Here is a 14,824-nt window from a genome sequence, read left to right on the forward strand (position 1 = left end):
TCGCGTGGTGAGGGAAGGAAGTCCGAAATGTCTAAGAGCCGGCCGACGGCGGCGGCCCTGACGCGCTCCGAGCGCCTCGACCGCCTGCCCGTCACCCGCGAGCACGGCCGTCTCCTCGGTGGTTCGGGCATCGGCTGGGCGCTCGACGCGATGGACGTCGGGATGATCTCGTTCGTCATGGCCGCGCTCGCCCAGCAGTGGCAGCTCGACGACACCCAGCTCGGCTGGATCGGTTCCATCGGCTTCGTGGGCATGGCGCTCGGCGCCACGCTGGGCGGCCTGCTCGCGGACCGGATGGGACGCCGCAACGTCTTCGCCGTCACCCTCCTCGTCTACGGCCTCGCCACCGGCGCCTCCGCCCTGGCCACCTCCGTGGCGGCGCTGCTGGTGCTCCGGTTCGTCGTCGGGCTCGGACTGGGCTCGGAGCTGCCCGTGGCGTCGACGCTGGTCAGCGAGTACGCCCCCACCAGGGTGCGCGGCCGGCTCGTGGTCATCCTCGAGGCGTTCTGGGCCGTCGGGTGGCTGGCCGCGGCGCTCATCGGGTACTTCGTCATCGCCGGCTCGGACGACGGCTGGCGCTGGGCGCTGGCGATCGGCGCCGTGCCCGCGGTGTATGCGCTGTACGTTCGCCGGTCCATCCCGGAGTCGGTGCGGTTCCTGGAGTCCCGCGGTCGGCACGCCGAAGCCGAGGCGGCCGTGCGGCGGTTCGAGCAGTCACCACCGCTCTTCCGGTCCGCAGGCACAGGCGCAGGCGCCCCGGTCGAGGAGCGCGAGGCCGGCGGGCCAACCGTGGTCTCCGCGTCGGCCCATGGCACCGGTCCGGCCGCACTGTGGTCCCCGGCGCTGCGCCGGCGAACCACGGGGCTGTGGGCGGTGTGGTTCCTGCTCAACTTCGCCTACTACGGCGCGTTCACGTGGCTGCCGACCCTGCTGGCGGCGGACGGCCTCGGCCTGGTGAGGTCGTTCGGGTACACCGTCATCATCACGGCGGCGCAGCTGCCCGGCTACGCCGTGGCCGCGTACCTGATCGAGCGGTGGGGCCGCCGCCCGACCTTGTCGACGTTCCTCGTCGGCGCCGCCGGCGCCGCGTTCCTCTTCGCGATCGCCGACAGCCCGGCCTTCGTCATCACGGCCGGCTGCCTGCTGTCCTTCTTCGCGCTCGGCGCCTGGGGGGCCCTGTACGCCGTGACCCCGGAGATGTACCCGACTGCGATCCGGGGCACCGGAGCCGGCTGGGCCGCCGGGTTCGGCCGCATCGCCTCTATCCTGGCGCCGCTCACGGTCCCGGTCCTCAACCGGGCGGGCGACATCTGGCTGGTGTTCACCGTGTTCGCGGCGGCTTTCGTGCTCGCCTCCCTCGCCACGGCGTTGCTGACGGAGCCGCGCGGGCGCGCGCTGGAGGCCTGACCCAACCGTTCACCGGCGCGTCACCAACACCCGCCAGACCCGTGGTCCGGCGGCCACCTGGTGCCGCCACGGTGGCCTGGTGCGAATCGCTCTCGTGACAGAGTCCTTCCTGCCGTCCGCCAACGGGGTGACCACCTCGGTGGTCCGAGTGCTCGACCACCTCGCCGCCGCAGGTCACGACGCCGTCGTGGTCTGCCCCGGCCCCGCCCCGCGCTCCTACGCCGGGTTCCCCGTGGTGGAGGTCCCGGCCTTCAGCTACCGGGGGTTCCGCGCCGGGATCCCCAGCGCCGGTCTGGTGCGCACCCTCGACGACTTCCGCCCCGACGTCCTGCACGCAGCCTCGCCGTTCGGCATCGGCGCCCAGGCGCTGATCGCGGCGCGACGGCGGGGCATCCCCACCGTCGCCATCTTCCAGACCGACGTCGCCGGTTTCGCCCGCCAGCACGGCCTGGCCGTCACCGCACCGACCGTGTGGCGGTGGCTGCGGCACATCCACTCCTACGCCGACCTGACGCTCGCGCCGTCATCGGCGACCCTCGCCGACCTCGAGGCGAACGGCATCGGCCGCACCCGGTGGTGGGGACGCGGCGTCGACACCACCACGTATCACCCCCAGCACCGTCGCACGCAGGCCGGGCGGGCACTGCGCGCGGAACTGCTCGCCGGAGCGGCGCCGGGCACCGCGCTGGTGGGCTATGTCGGCCGCCTGGCTCCCGAGAAGCGCGTCGAACGCCTGGTGCGCCTGGCCTCACTACCGGGCGCGCGCCTCGTCGCGGTGGGCGACGGCCCGTCCCGGCCCGGCCTCGAACGGGCACTGGCCGGCACCGAGGCCCGGCTGCTCGGCCGGCTCGACGGGCCGGAGCTCGCCCGCGCCTACGCGGCGCTCGACGTCTTCGTGCACACCGGTACGACCGAGACCTTCGGGCAGACCCTCCAGGAGGCGATGGCGAGCGGGCTGCCGGTCGTCGCCCCGGCCGCCGGGGGGCCGATCGACGTCGTCGCCGAGGGCGTGACCGGGTATCTCTACGCCCCCGAGGACGACGACGCGCTCGAACGCGCGGTGCGCGTGCTCGGCGCGGACCCCGAGATGCGCGCGCGGATGGGGGAGGCGGGGCGTCGTCGTGTGCTGCCCCGGTCGTGGGAGGCGCTCGGCGAGGCCATCCTCGGTCACTACCAGGACGCGATCGCGCAGCGGGTGAGCACCCGGGTCTGAGGACGGCCGCACCACAAACGACGGCGCCGCCCCCCGTGCGGGGAGCGGCGCCGTCGTTGCTGGACGAACCTGTGGTCCGTCAGCGGGCCGGGCTCAGAGGCCGGCGACCTGCTTGGCCAGCTTGGACTTGCGGTTCGCAGCCTGGTTCGCGTGGATCACGCCCTTGCTGACGGCCTTGTCCAGCTTGCGGCCGGCGGCCCGGAGAGCGGTGTCCGCGGTCTCCTTGTCACCGGTTGCGACGGCCTCACGAACTCGACGCACGTACGTCTTGAGCTCGGACTTCACGGCCTTGTTCCGCAGCCGGGCCTTCTCGTTGGTGCGGATGCGCTTGATCTGGGACTTGATGTTCGCCACGTAAGGACTCTCTTGTGCGTTCGCCGAAGCGATCTGTCAACGGTCGTAGAGGGGTGTGCCGCAACCGGGACTGGGGCGTGGGGATACCTCGTGGTTGGTCGCTGGCCGGGTCCCCGCCGACCGGGCGGCGACCCAAGGAGACAGACTAGCAGGAACCGCCCTGGTCACGGCCGACACGCGCTGTGACAGGCGCCGCTCTCAGCCGTGGAACGCCTGCATGGCCGCCGCGACCTCGGCGTAGCGGGCCGGGTCGAGTGCCGCGCCCTCACGGCGCACCGCCGACGGGTCCACCCACAGCAGCCGGTCCACCCGGACCTCGCTCTCGCGCCCGCGTGCGTCCCAGGCGCCGGACCCGACGTCGACCCAGTGCCGGCCGAACCGTGCCTCGTCGGCCTGGTCCCGGTCGTGGTCCTTCGACGTCATCTGCGCGACGACGAGGCCGGCGCCCTCCCGCGCGAGCACCAGCACGGGCCGGTCCTTGCCCTGCTGGGGGTCGTCCTCGTACGGCACCCACGTCCACACCACCTCACCCGGGTCGGGCTGGTCGTCGTGCTGTGGGCTGTAGCTGAGTGCCGGCAGTCCCAGGCGGGCGACGTCATACTCGGTCGTCTCCAGCGAGGCGGCCTGGACCTGCTGCTCGCCCGAGCTGGCTCGCGGCGCGACGGCGCCGCGCGCACCGGCGTCGGGACGGGACCGGCGTGGGATCGGCCCACCGCGTTTCGCGCGGGTGCTCACTCGCGGCTGCTTGAGGTAGTCCCGGACCACGGACGCCGCGGCGACCCCGGCGATCCGCGCGGCCCGACGCCAGATGCTGCTCATGCTCTGCAGAGTAGGGCCAGGCACGTCAGCGGGAGAGCAGCACTGCCGCGGTCGCGATCCACCCGATGGTGGACAGCGGCACCGCGGCCAAGGTGCCCAGCAGCGCGACGACGGTCACCCGCAGGTCGTCAGCGAGGTACGGAGCACGCACGGGCCCGCCGGCCGCGAGGAGTGCCGCCCGCTGCGCGGCCTCCACCCGGGGCAGGAACCGCGCCGTGCGCATCGCCCCCTCCGCCACGGCGGCGTTGAGCGTGTCGACCTCCTCGCGGAGGCGGTCGGTGGGTTCGGAGGTGACGACCACCACCCCCACACCCGTCTGGTCGACCGTCCGGTGCACATGCAGGTCCTGAGTGCGGGCCTGCAGCCGTTCGCGGCGCACCGCGAGGACAAGGACCGGGACGGCCAGGACGACGGCGAGACCAAGCGGCACCCACGCCGCCCAGCCCTCCCCGGTCAGCCCGGCCACCAGCCCGAGGGCCGCGAACAGCCCCACGCCGACCCCCGCGGCGGTCAGGAGCAGCGCACCGGGACGGCGGGCCAGGCGCACGAGCGTGGGCACCACCTGGTTGAGGAAGTCACCGGTCGCCGTCATGCCACCAGACTCGCACGGGGATGGCGCGGCAGGGCAGCGCTCCTCGCCGCGGGCGAACAGACGCCCGGCCCGACACCCAAGACCCTGGGCGCGCGAACATCCGGTGAGGGACGCCGTCGCCCTGCTGCCACGCGGCATGGGACGATGGGCACGAGTTTTGTCCGACCGCGCGTTCCCGCGTTCCCCCGTAGAGGTAGTTGTGTCACCCATCCCCAGCCCGGCCCTGGCCGCGCAGATCCGCCCGGCGGCGACCCCGCCGGAGCTGCTGCGCAACTTCTGCATCATCGCCCACATCGACCACGGCAAGTCGACCCTGGCCGACCGCATGCTGCAGCTGACGGGGGTCGTCGAGTCCCGCGACATGCGCGCGCAGTATCTCGACCGCATGGACATCGAGCGCGAGCGCGGCATCACCATCAAGTCACAGGCCGTCCGCATGCCGTGGCAGGTGGGGGAGCAGGCCTACGCCCTGAACATGATCGACACCCCCGGGCACGTCGACTTCTCCTACGAGGTCAACCGGTCGCTGGCCGCCTGCGAGGGGGCGGTCCTGCTCGTCGACGCCGCACAGGGCATCGAGGCGCAGACGCTGGCCAACCTCTACATGGCCATGGAGAACGACCTGACGATCATCCCGGTGCTGAACAAGATCGACCTGCCGGCCGCCCAGCCCGAGAAGTACGCCGAGGAGCTCGCCAACCTCATCGGCGGCGACCCCGCCGACTGCATGAGGGTCTCGGGCAAGACCGGCGTGGGCGTCACCGAGCTCATCGACCGGATCGTGCGCGACATCCCGGCGCCTGTCGGGAACGCGGACGCCCCCTCCCGGGCGATGATCTTCGACTCGGTGTACGACACCTATCGCGGCGTGGTCACCTACGTGCGGGTGATCGACGGCCAGCTCAGCCCGCGCGAGCGCATCCAGATGATGTCTACCCGCGCCACGCACGAGCTGCTCGAGATCGGCGTCATCTCGCCGGACCCGGTCCCCTCGGACGGGCTGGGCGTGGGCGAGGTCGGGTACCTCATCACCGGCGTGAAGGACGTGCGCCAGTCCAAGGTCGGGGACACCGTCACGAACCTGTCGAAGCCTGCCGCGGAGGCCCTCGGCGGGTACCGCGAGCCGAAGCCGATGGTGTTCTCGGGCCTGTACCCCATCGACGGCTCGGACTACCCGTTGCTGCGCGACGCCCTGGACAAGCTCAAGCTCAACGACGCCGCCCTGGTGTACGAGCCGGAGACGTCCGTCGCCCTCGGGTTCGGCTACCGCTGCGGCTTCCTCGGGCTGCTCCACCTGGAGATCGTCCGCGAGCGGCTCGAGCGGGAGTTCAACCTCGACCTGATCTCGACGGCTCCGAACGTGTTCTACGACGTCACGACCGAGGACGGCACCGAGGTCCACGTCACCAATCCCAGCGAGTTCCCCGAGGGCAAGATCTCGAGCATCCGCGAGCCCGTCGTCCGCGCCACGATCCTCTCGCCGAGCGAGTTCATCGGCGCGATCATGGAGCTGAGCCAGGGCCGCCGCGGCATCCTGCGCGGCATGGACTACCTCTCCGAGGACCGGGTGGAGATCCGCTACACCCTGCCGCTCGCCGAGATCGTCGGGGATTACTTCGACCAGCTCAAGTCGAAGACGCGCGGGTACGCCTCGCTCGACTACGACGCCGAGGGCGACCAGGAGGCCGACCTCGTCAAGGTCGACATCCTGCTCAACCACGAGACCGTGGACGCGTTCTCGGCGATCGTGCACAAGGACAAGGCGTACACCTACGGGCTGACCATGGCCGGCAAGCTCCGCGAGCTCATCCCGCGCCAGCAGTTCGAGGTGCCCATCCAGGCGGCCATCGGCTCACGCGTGATCGCCCGCGAGACGATCCGGGCGCTGCGCAAGGACATGCTCGCCAAGTGCTACGGCGGTGACATCAGCCGGAAGCGCAAGCTGCTGGAGAAGCAGAAGGAGGGCAAGAAGCGCATGAAGAACATCGGCCGGGTCGAGGTGCCGCAGGAGGCCTTCATCGCCGCGCTCACCTCCGACGCCCCCACCGGTAAGAAGTGACGACGGCGGCCACCTTGCCGCCCGCCCTTGTCACCCACGTGTGCCGCGTCGGCACGTTGCACGACGACGCCGGCACCGTCGGCGTCACCGCGATCGACAAGCGGCCGGTGGACGGGGCCGTCCAGGTGGGCACCTACGGGCTCCGCGGGGACGTCCAGGCCGACCGCAAGCACCACGGCGGGCCCGAAAAGGCGCTCTACGCCGTCGACCAGGCCGAGGTGGACCACTGGGCCGCCGAGCTTGGGACGCCCGTGACACCGGGGCGCTTCGGGGAGAACCTGCGCCTCGCGGGCCTGGCCGTGGACGACGCCTGCCACGCTCGTGCTTCCGTGGTCGGTACCTCACCCGGCCCGGTCGGGGGGCGTGCCGTGCGTGTCGTGGTCCCCGCCGCCCGCCGCCGGGCCCACCCGCGGCTCGTCCACCTCTTCCAGGCCGGCGTGGCGCAGCCCGATCCGGACCGCACCCCCGAACACCTTGACGACCGCGCCGAGGATGAGCAGCCCGGCCACGATCTGCACGGTGGCGCCGATTCGTGCCGGTTGGGAGACCGCGGCGATGTCGCCGTAGCCCACAGTCGCGAGCGTGGTGACCGTGAAGTACAGGGCATCCGTGCGGTTGAGCGGCTCTGTGAAGGCGGACTCGTCCTGGCCTGACATGGTGGTGTAGAACGCGGCGAAGAGGACGACGAACAACGGGATCGACGTCGCGAGGGACTCCACGGCGCGAAGCCGCGGGGACGGCGCCGTCTGCACCGCGCGGACCTGCCACGCGAGCAGCACCGCCAGGCCGGCCAGCGCCGCCACCAGCCCGGGAAGCGTGCCGCCGTGCGTGTCGTCCAGCGGCAGCGCGTAGTAGACGACCACCAGCGCGACGGCCGTCAGGGCCGGTCGCACCAGCGCCCACCCGCGCAGCCGACGGCTGCGCCCGGCGGGTATGTCATCCACGGTGGACATCGAGAGCCATCATCGTCCTCCATCCCGTGCACGGCACAGCGAGGCGTGCAGCGACGGGCACGGGCGACGCGGTCGGCACTCGAGCCCGCCCGCTCCGGCCTTGCCGCGTCCGTCACGGTGGGGCCGGGCGCCGGAATGGTCACATCGCGGGTGTGCCTGGCATCGCCGACGGCATGGCGCCGCCCCACAGCGCCTGGGCCAGGTCCGGTCGTAGCGCCAGCAGCAGGGCCATGGCGAGGGCGCCCGCGGCGATGAGCCGTGAGGTGGCGACACCGTGCGTCCACAGCTTCTCCAGCGCGACAAGCCCGCTCAGCGCCGCCATGGCCACCAGGTTCATCAGGCCGACAGCCATCAGCGCCACGAACAATGCCCAGCAGCAGCCGAGGCAGTACAGACCGTGGTGGACGCCCACGCGCACATCCCGGAGCGGGCCGGTCAGCTGTGCGTACCGGAGGAACTGACCCAGCGGAGAGCGGCAGCTCCGCAGGCACACCCGCTTGAGCGGGCTGACCTGGTACGCGGCGACGGCCACGAATGTCGCGACGGCCAGCAGCTGTGCGGTGCGCGGCTGGCCGGCGGCGAGTCGGCCCGCCCCACGGGCCAGCAGGTACGCGGGCACCCCCGCGCCCACCCACGCGAGGAGGTATCCGCCGAGAAAGCCGACGACGCGCCCGGGCCGGGACGTCCGGATGGTCCGCAGGTACAGCGCTGCTACCGGCGCGACGGCGGGCAGCATCATCGCGGCCATCATCAGCACCCACACCCCGAGGAAGGCCACGAGCGACAGACCCATCGTCGCCGGCATGCCCGCCGCGCCCATGCCGCCGAGTGCGAGGGCGGCTGTCAGGGCCCACGCCAGGGCCGCAGCCCCGAGCAGGGCGGCGATGACGGCGTTGCGGCGGCCGAGCCACCCGGCGAAGGTCGCTCCGGAACCCATCTGGCCGTACTCCTCAGGCGGCCCAGGCAAACGGCGCGGAATGGCCGTTGGACCCCAGACTGTCCATGCGGACGCCAAAGGCGTCGACGTGCGAACGGGTGGACCGGGCCATCGTGAGCACAGGCGCCGGGAACGTCATCCCCGTCAGCTTTGCCACCTCGTCACTGTTGGGCAGCACCCAGTCCTCAATCACCATGTCGATCACGTCGCCCACTCGCAGGCGGTGGGTGCGCCCGTCGTCGGCGTAGGTGATGGGTACCCGCTCCGCGCCGAGCATCTCACCGACGAGTCCCGCCAGGGTCGCCCAGATGCCGCCCCGCTGACCCGAGAAGACGGCGCCGAGGTGCTCGAACTGCTCGTCCGTCGCGTGGTCGTCGACGAACAGCCCCACCTTCCAGCCACCCTCGCTCATCAGTCGGGGGGCGTCGGCGACGAGGACGGCCGTGCGGCCCGCCACGTCGACGCCGTCGATGCTCCCGGTGTCGATGTGGAACGCCAGGATCACCGTGCACCGCTCCTGGTCCGCCGGAAGTGTCAGCCCGGACGTCGTACACGGACAGACCATCCCGCAGGGGCAGTGCTCGAAGTAGGTGCCCGAGAGCTGCCAGGTCATGACGGTCTCCCTCCGGGCCAGGAAGCACATGGGAGCACAAGGTGGTGGCCGGCCAGGTCCGCGCCGGCGCGGTGTGCACCTGGTCCATCACGCGTAGCGGACCTATTGTCCGACTCGGTTCGGCCGGTGGTCAATGGTTCTGGGGCAGCACGGCGACCCGCATGACCCGCTGTGGCCCGAGCGACCCGCCGAGGTAGCGGCCGACATCGGTGAAGCCGCCGGCGGCGTAGGCGCGGATGCCCGCGGGGTTCGCCTCGTTGACCGTCAGGTACAGCCAGCGTGCCGCCGGCACCACCTGGCGCACCAGCCCTGGGAGCAGCCGGGCCGCGGTGCGCCCGTGACCGCGGTACTGGTGGCGAGCGTCGATGTAGAACGCCCGTAGCAGCGCCGCCTCCCGCGGCCGGTCGGTGAGAGCGTCGAGGTAGCCGACGGCGTCGACCACTCCGAAGCCAACAGCCTGTCCCGCGTGCTCGACGAGGAACGGCGTGCGGTACGGGTCGGCGTCGGCGGCCGGCAGGGTGACCTGGGCCCGCGAGGAGTACCTCTCCTGTTCCCGGAGCGGCCGCAGGGCAACGGCCGCCGCCCGCCGCGCCAGCGTCGCCGGGCCGGTCCCGGTCAGGACGTGCAGGGCGATGGTGCCGTCGGTGAAGACCGGTGGGGTCTGCGGGTCCGGGCCGTCCCGGCCGGTGTGACGGATCCCGGGCTGCTCGCCGTCCGCTCGCGTGCTCATCGTGGGAGAGGATAGAGGCCATGCCAGCCCTGCCCGATGGCGAGACGCCGCCCGACAGCGGCGCCCTGCCCACCTCCGCGGCGCTGGGTGCCGGCGCCCGCGACCTCGGCGTCTACCTGCACGTGCCGTTCTGCCGGGTGCGCTGCGGGTACTGCGACTTCAACACCTACACCAACGCCGAGCTGGGCGGTGGCGCGAACGCCGCCAGCTACGCCGACACCGCACTGCGCGAGCTCGAGCTGGCCGCGGGCGTGCTGGCCGACCCGGCCCTCACGGCAGCCGGGATGCCCACCCGCGTGGTCTCCACCGTCTTCGTCGGCGGTGGCACGCCCACGATGCTGCCGGCCACGGACCTCGTGCGCATGCTCGACGGCGTGCGGGCCACCTGGGGGCTGGCCCCCGACGCCGAGGTGACCACCGAGGCCAACCCCGACTCCGTCGACGCCGCCTCGCTCGCCACGTTGGCCGCGGGCGGCTTCACGCGCGTCTCCTTCGGCATGCAGTCCGCCGTGCGGTCGGTGCTCGCCACGCTGGACCGCACGCACGATCCCGCCCGCCTGCCCGACGTCGTCGGCTGGGCGCGCGCGGTCGGCCTCGAGGTCTCGGTCGACCTCATCTACGGCACGCCCGGGGAGTCGCTCGCAGACTGGCGCACCAGCCTGGACGCCGCCGTCGCCCTCGAGCCGGACCACGTCTCGGCCTACGCGCTCGTGGTGGAGCCGGGAACCAAGATGGGCGCCCAGGTGCGGCGCGGCGAGCTCCCGCTGCCGGACGACGACGACGCGGCCCGTAAGTACGAGCTCGCCGAGGAGGTCCTCACCGCCGCCGGCTACCGGTGGTACGAGGTGAGCAACTTCGCGCGGGCGGAGGGCGGTGAGCGCGCGGGGGCCGGCGAGCGGCCGCACACGGGTGCTGGCGCGACCGGCAGCGCGACTGGCGGCGCGCCCGCCGTCGGCCACGCCGCACCTCCCCACGCCAGCCGGCACAACCTCTCGTACTGGCGCGGGCAGGACTGGTGGGGCATCGGGCCCGGCGCGCACAGCCACGTCGGCGGGGTGCGGTGGTGGAACGTCAAGCACCCGCGCACCTACGCGTTCCGGCTCGAGCAGGGCCTGAGCCCCGCCTCGGGCCGCGAGGTGCTCGGCGGCGCCACCCGCGAGCTCGAGCGCGTGATGCTCGGCGTCCGGCTGGCCGAGGGCCTGGAGCTCGCCCCCAGCACCGGGACGGTCCCGGAGCACCTGCGCGGCGCCGTCGCCGATCTCATCGGCCAGGGCCTGATCGAGTTTGCCCCTGCCCGGGCCGGCCGAGTCGTGCTCACCCTTCGCGGCCGGCTGCTCGCCGACGCCGTCGTGCGCGCGCTGACACCCTGAGGGCGACCCGCCTCTTTGTCCGGCGGCCGGCGCACCACCCGGGTGCTGCTCACCCTGGTCGGCGCGCCTACGCCGTCGGCTCGGCCCTGCTCGCCGCCGCCCTGGTGCTCGTGGTGTTCCTGCCGTCCCAGCCGCCCGTGGGTTACGCCCTGTGGAAGCGGTCGCGGCTCCTATACGGAGATCGGGCTGATCGGCGCCTGGCTTCTGGTGGTGGCAGGGCGGCTGGGGGTGGCAGGGCGGCTGGGGGTGGCGGGCGACCGCCCGCCGGGCACATGATCCATCGAGCAGCCCTCGAGCAGCCCTCGATGATGAGGGACCGCCCGAGGCTCGCCCAGGTGCCTGGCAAGGTGCGGGCCGCCTCGCTCCGGCGGCGCTCCGTCATCGACCGACTACCGTCGGGCCGAGCGACGGTGGCGCACCACCCTCGGTCGGCCCGACGACCCTCGGTCGATGACAGAAGAGCAGCGGGAAGAAGGGTGTGCGCGCGCCCGGCGGCCGCCTACTCCGGCACCGCGGTGACGAAGTCGATGAGCTCCTCCATGCGTCCCAGCAGTGCGGGGGAGAGGTCCTTGTACGAGCGAACCGTGCGCAGGATCCGCTGCCAGCCCTGCGCGATGTCGGCCTGGTCGGCGTGCGGCCAGCCCAGCGCCGCGAGTGTCCCGACCTTGATGTCGGTGCCGCGCGGCACGTCCGGCCACGCTCGCAAGCCAACCCGCTCGGGCCGCACCGCCTGCCAGACGTCCACGTAGGGGTGGCCGAGCACCAGCACGTGTGCACCGGCCGGGCCCGAGGTGACCTGCGCGGCGATGCGCGACTCCTTCGACCCACGAACCAGATGGTCCACGAGCACCCCGGCGCGCCGGCGCGGGCCGGGCTGGAAGTCGCGGAGCACCGCCTCGAGGTTGTCGACGCCGTCGAGCAGCTCCACCACGACACCCTCCACGCGCAGGTCGTCGCCCCACACCTTCTCGACCAGCTCGGCGTCGTGGCGACCCTCCACGTAGATCCGCGACGCGCGCGCCACGCGGGCCCGCTGCTGCTCGACCGCGATCGAGCCCGACGCCGTGAGCCGGCGTCCGCCGGCGGTCACCGGGCCGCGGGGTGCCGCCGGCGCCGGTACAGGCGGCACGAGCCGGACTGGCTTGCCCTCCACCCAGAACCCGGCGCCGAGGGGGAACGTGCGGGTGCGCCCCTTGCGGTCCTCGAGCACCACCACGTGCATCCCGCCGGACTTCTCCACCCGGACCACCGCACCCACCCAGCCGGTCTCGACCTCCTCGACCACCAGGCCCTTCTCGGCAGCCCGGTCCTTGGTGGTGGCCCGGTGGGCGAAGGCACCGGAGCGGTGCGGGTCGGTGGACAGGACGTCAGATCCGTATCGGTCGCTCACCACCGCAGGCTAAGCCGGGTGTGGCCGTCACCACGGCGAGGCCGGGCGCGTGGCGCGTAGGATTAGCACTCAGGTCAGCAGAGTGCTACCCCTGCCCGGGTGCCGCCGCCGCTTCGGCGCGCAGCCGTGGCAGGGTGGGCGCGGCGCACTCGGGTGCGGGGAGGAGGAACGGTGAGCGACGAGCGACGGCTGGAGGTCCTGCGGGCGATCGTGCAGGACTACGTCCACACGCGTGAGCCGGTGGGCTCGCGGGTGCTGGTGGAGCGGCACTCCCTCGGGGTGTCCCCGGCGACCATCCGCAACGACATGGCGGCCCTCGAGGAGGGCGGGTACATCGCCCAGCCCCACACGTCCGCCGGCCGGGTACCCACCGACAAGGGCTACCGCGCCTTCGTGGACCAGATCTCGACCCTCAAGCCGCTCTCACCCGCCGAGCGCCGAGCGATCCAGGAGCTCCTGGACGACGCCGTCGACCTCGACGACGTGGTGGAGCGCACCGTCCGGCTCCTCGCCCAGCTCACCCACCAGGTGGCGGTGGTGCAGTACCCGTCGCTGAGCCGCTCGGCGCTGCGCCACCTCGAGCTCGTGCCGCTCAGCCCCCATCGGCTGCTCGTGGTGATCATCACCGACGCCGGCCGCGTGGAGCAGCGCTCCATCGAGACCGCCGCGGAGACCGACCCCGGTGTGATCGCCGAGCTGCGCGCCCGGCTGAACGTGGTGTGCGCGGGCCGACGCCTCAAGGCGCTGACCGGCCCCCTCTCCGAGCTGTCCGAGCAGTTCGCGCCCGAGCACCGTGCCCTGGTGGAGGCGGTGGCCGAGGTGGTCACCGACACCCTGCGCCAGGAGGCGGAGGAGCGCATCGTCATGGCCGGCACGGCCAACCTCGCCCGCGCGGACCTCGACTTTCCCCGGACCATCAGTCCGGTCCTGGAGGCCCTGGAGGAGCAGGTGGTCCTCCTGCGGCTGTTCTCGGAGATGGAGGACGACGCCGTCGCGGTGCGCATCGGCGCCGAGAACCACCACGCAGGACTGGTCGAGGCATCCCTCGTCGCCAGCGCCTACGGTGGTCCCAGCACCGAGGGCGTCGCACGCCTGGGTGTCCTGGGCCCCACCCGCATGGACTACCCGGGCACCATGGCGGCCGTGCGCGCCGTCGCCCGCTACCTCTCCCGCATCCTCGCCGGATGACCGCTCCCGGCCATCCCGCAGCACCCCCGCACGACGAGATCCACCCCCAGCAGACCCCCAGCAGAGAGTGACCTGGTGAACGACTACTACGAGATCCTCGGCGTCTCCCGTCAGGCGAGCCAGGAGGAGATCAAGAAGGCGTACCGCAAGCTCGCCCGCAAGCTCCACCCCGACGTCGCCGGGCCGGACGCGCAGGACAAGTTCAAGGACGTCACCCGCGCCTACGAGGTGCTCTCCAACCCGGAGAAGCGCCAGATGTACGACGTCGGCGGGGAGCAGGCCTTCGGTGCCGGCGGGGCCGGCGCGGGCTTCGGTTTCCAGGACATCTTCGAGACGTTCTTCGGTGCCGCGGCCGGCGGCGCCGCACGCGGCCCGGTCCCGCGCGGCCGGCGCGGCCAGGACGCGCTCGTCCGGCTGGACATCGACCTCGAGGAGGCCGTCTTCGGCACCGCCCGCGAGCTGCAGGTGGACACCGCCGTGGTCTGCCCCACCTGCAACGGCACCTGCTGCCGCCCCGGCACCCACCCCGAGACCTGCGCCGTCTGCCACGGCCGCGGCTCCGTGCAGCGCGTGACCCGGTCCTTCCTCGGCCAGGTCATGTCCACCTCGGCGTGCACCGCCTGCCAGGGGCACGGCACGATCATCCCCGACCCCTGCCAGGACTGCTCCGGCGAGGGCCGGGTTCGCACCCGCCGCAGCCTGCGCGTGGAGGTGCCCGCCGGCGTCGACTCCGGCACCCGCATCCGCATGGCCGGGCAGGGCGAGGTCGGCCCCGGCGGCGGGCCCGCCGGCGACCTGTACGTCGAGATCCGCGAGAAGGCCCACCCGGCGTTCGTCCGCCGCGGCGACGACCTGCACTGCACCCTCGCGATCCCGATGACCGCCGCCGCGCTGGGCACCGTCGTCGAGCTCGACACCCTCGACGGCGTCCGCGAGATCGACGTCGAGCCCGGCACCCAGCCCGAGCAGGTCATCACCCTGCGCGACCTCGGCGTCGGGCACCTGAACCGGGCCGGCCGGGGGGACCTGCACGTCCACCTCGACGTGCAGACCCCCACCCGCCTGGACGACCGGCAGCGCGAGCTGCTCGCCGAGCTCGCCGCCCTGCGCGGGGAGGAGCAGCCCGAGCCGCGCCTCGCCGCCTCCGGCTCCGGGGTCTTCTCCAAGCTCCGCGACAAGCTCTCCGGTCGCTGAGCCCG

The 14,824-nt window shown here is 72.9% G+C and carries 14 protein-coding genes and 1 pseudogene; 7 read left to right on the forward strand and 8 right to left on the reverse strand.

Features of this window, described 5'->3' with window-relative positions; genetic code table 11:
• Nucleotides 1-27 precede the first annotated feature (27 nt).
• On the forward strand, nucleotides 28-1,407 hold the full coding sequence (locus FE374_RS09080) for an MFS transporter (RefSeq protein WP_139928396.1): 1,380 nt from the start codon (nucleotides 28-30) through the stop codon (nucleotides 1,405-1,407).
• Between the two features lie 79 nt (nucleotides 1,408-1,486).
• Nucleotides 1,487-2,620 (forward strand): glycosyltransferase family 4 protein, encoded by a 1,134-nt coding sequence (locus FE374_RS09085; protein ID WP_139928400.1) that lies wholly within the window; start codon nucleotides 1,487-1,489, stop codon nucleotides 2,618-2,620.
• Between the two features lie 93 nt (nucleotides 2,621-2,713).
• Here FE374_RS09085 and rpsT read toward each other — a convergent pair whose 3' ends face one another.
• From rpsT to FE374_RS09100, 3 genes are all read right to left on the reverse strand, one after another.
• Nucleotides 2,714-2,974 (reverse strand): 30S ribosomal protein S20, encoded by a 261-nt coding sequence (gene rpsT, locus FE374_RS09090; RefSeq protein ID WP_139928402.1) that lies wholly within the window; start codon nucleotides 2,972-2,974, stop codon nucleotides 2,714-2,716.
• A gap of 198 nt (nucleotides 2,975-3,172) precedes the next feature.
• On the reverse strand, nucleotides 3,173-3,793 hold the full coding sequence (locus tag FE374_RS09095; RefSeq protein WP_139928405.1) for a type II toxin-antitoxin system PemK/MazF family toxin: 621 nt from the start codon (nucleotides 3,791-3,793) through the stop codon (nucleotides 3,173-3,175).
• A 25-nt stretch (nucleotides 3,794-3,818) separates the two neighbouring features.
• Complete coding sequence (locus tag FE374_RS09100; protein ID WP_139928407.1) at nucleotides 3,819-4,385, reverse strand: hypothetical protein; 567 nt, start codon at nucleotides 4,383-4,385, stop codon at nucleotides 3,819-3,821.
• Between the two features lie 199 nt (nucleotides 4,386-4,584).
• Here FE374_RS09100 and lepA point away from each other — a divergent pair, with 199 nt between their 5' ends.
• Together lepA and FE374_RS20190 are read left to right on the forward strand one after the other, a co-directional pair.
• Complete coding sequence (lepA, locus tag FE374_RS09105) at nucleotides 4,585-6,444, forward strand: translation elongation factor 4 (protein ID WP_330998445.1); 1,860 nt, start codon at nucleotides 4,585-4,587, stop codon at nucleotides 6,442-6,444.
• A 125-nt stretch (nucleotides 6,445-6,569) separates the two neighbouring features.
• Nucleotides 6,570-6,761, forward strand: a pseudogene (locus FE374_RS20190) (MOSC domain-containing protein); the annotation flags it as partial.
• A gap of 24 nt (nucleotides 6,762-6,785) precedes the next feature.
• Here FE374_RS20190 and FE374_RS09115 read toward each other — a convergent pair.
• From FE374_RS09115 to FE374_RS09130, 4 genes are all read right to left on the reverse strand, one after another.
• Nucleotides 6,786-7,397, reverse strand: a complete 612-nt coding sequence (locus FE374_RS09115) for a potassium channel family protein (protein ID WP_139928408.1) — start codon at nucleotides 7,395-7,397, stop codon at nucleotides 6,786-6,788.
• Nucleotides 7,398-7,536: 139 nt separating this feature from the next.
• Nucleotides 7,537-8,334, reverse strand: a complete 798-nt coding sequence (locus FE374_RS09120; protein ID WP_139928410.1) for a DUF2182 domain-containing protein — start codon at nucleotides 8,332-8,334, stop codon at nucleotides 7,537-7,539.
• A gap of 13 nt (nucleotides 8,335-8,347) precedes the next feature.
• Nucleotides 8,348-8,947: a DUF1326 domain-containing protein gene (locus tag FE374_RS09125; RefSeq protein ID WP_139928412.1), complete on the reverse strand. Its 600-nt coding sequence runs from the start codon at nucleotides 8,945-8,947 to the stop codon at nucleotides 8,348-8,350.
• Between the two features lie 130 nt (nucleotides 8,948-9,077).
• Entirely contained in the window at nucleotides 9,078-9,677 is a 600-nt protein-coding gene (locus FE374_RS09130) for a GNAT family N-acetyltransferase (RefSeq protein ID WP_139928414.1), read from the reverse strand.
• A gap of 20 nt (nucleotides 9,678-9,697) precedes the next feature.
• Between FE374_RS09130 and FE374_RS09135 the strand changes: the two genes are divergently transcribed.
• On the forward strand, nucleotides 9,698-11,047 hold the full coding sequence (locus FE374_RS09135) for a coproporphyrinogen-III oxidase family protein (protein WP_139928416.1): 1,350 nt from the start codon (nucleotides 9,698-9,700) through the stop codon (nucleotides 11,045-11,047).
• A gap of 499 nt (nucleotides 11,048-11,546) precedes the next feature.
• Here the strand turns inward: FE374_RS09135 and FE374_RS09140 are convergent, their stop codons facing one another.
• Nucleotides 11,547-12,437, reverse strand: coding sequence for a DUF3097 domain-containing protein (locus FE374_RS09140; protein WP_139928418.1), 891 nt, complete (start codon nucleotides 12,435-12,437; stop codon nucleotides 11,547-11,549).
• Nucleotides 12,438-12,608: 171 nt separating this feature from the next.
• On the opposite strand from FE374_RS09140, the gene hrcA reads away from it, so the two are divergent.
• Both hrcA and dnaJ read left to right on the forward strand, forming a co-directional pair.
• Nucleotides 12,609-13,625 carry a heat-inducible transcriptional repressor HrcA gene (hrcA, locus tag FE374_RS09145; RefSeq protein WP_139928420.1) on the forward strand — a complete coding sequence of 339 codons (1,017 nt, stop codon included), beginning with the start codon at nucleotides 12,609-12,611 and terminating at the stop codon, nucleotides 13,623-13,625.
• Between the two features lie 75 nt (nucleotides 13,626-13,700).
• Nucleotides 13,701-14,819, forward strand: coding sequence for a molecular chaperone DnaJ (gene dnaJ, locus FE374_RS09150; protein ID WP_139928423.1), 1,119 nt, complete (start codon nucleotides 13,701-13,703; stop codon nucleotides 14,817-14,819).
• Nucleotides 14,820-14,824: the final 5 nt, after the last annotated feature.

The sequence above is a fragment of the Georgenia yuyongxinii genome (assembly GCF_006352065.1).
GTDB lineage: Bacteria > Actinomycetota > Actinomycetes > Actinomycetales > Actinomycetaceae > Georgenia > Georgenia yuyongxinii.

Bases quoted from the DNA above. Each gene is read 5' to 3' on its own strand.
- FE374_RS09120 (WP_139928410.1), bottom strand. From the start codon at position 8,334: ATGGGTTCCGGAGCGACCTTCGCCGGGTGGCTCGGCCGCCGCAACGCC.
- FE374_RS09095 (WP_139928405.1), bottom strand. From the start codon at position 3,793: ATGAGCAGCATCTGGCGTCGGGCCGCGCGGATCGCCGGGGTCGCCGCG.
- FE374_RS09135 (WP_139928416.1), top strand. From the start codon at position 9,698: ATGCCAGCCCTGCCCGATGGCGAGACGCCGCCCGACAGCGGCGCCCTG.
- FE374_RS09115 (WP_139928408.1), bottom strand. From the start codon at position 7,397: ATGTCCACCGTGGATGACATACCCGCCGGGCGCAGCCGTCGGCTGCGC.
- FE374_RS09130 (WP_139928414.1), bottom strand. From the start codon at position 9,677: ATGAGCACGCGAGCGGACGGCGAGCAGCCCGGGATCCGTCACACCGGC.
- FE374_RS09080 (WP_139928396.1), top strand. From the start codon at position 28: ATGTCTAAGAGCCGGCCGACGGCGGCGGCCCTGACGCGCTCCGAGCGC.
- FE374_RS09100 (WP_139928407.1), bottom strand. From the start codon at position 4,385: ATGACGGCGACCGGTGACTTCCTCAACCAGGTGGTGCCCACGCTCGTG.
- FE374_RS09125 (WP_139928412.1), bottom strand. From the start codon at position 8,947: ATGACCTGGCAGCTCTCGGGCACCTACTTCGAGCACTGCCCCTGCGGG.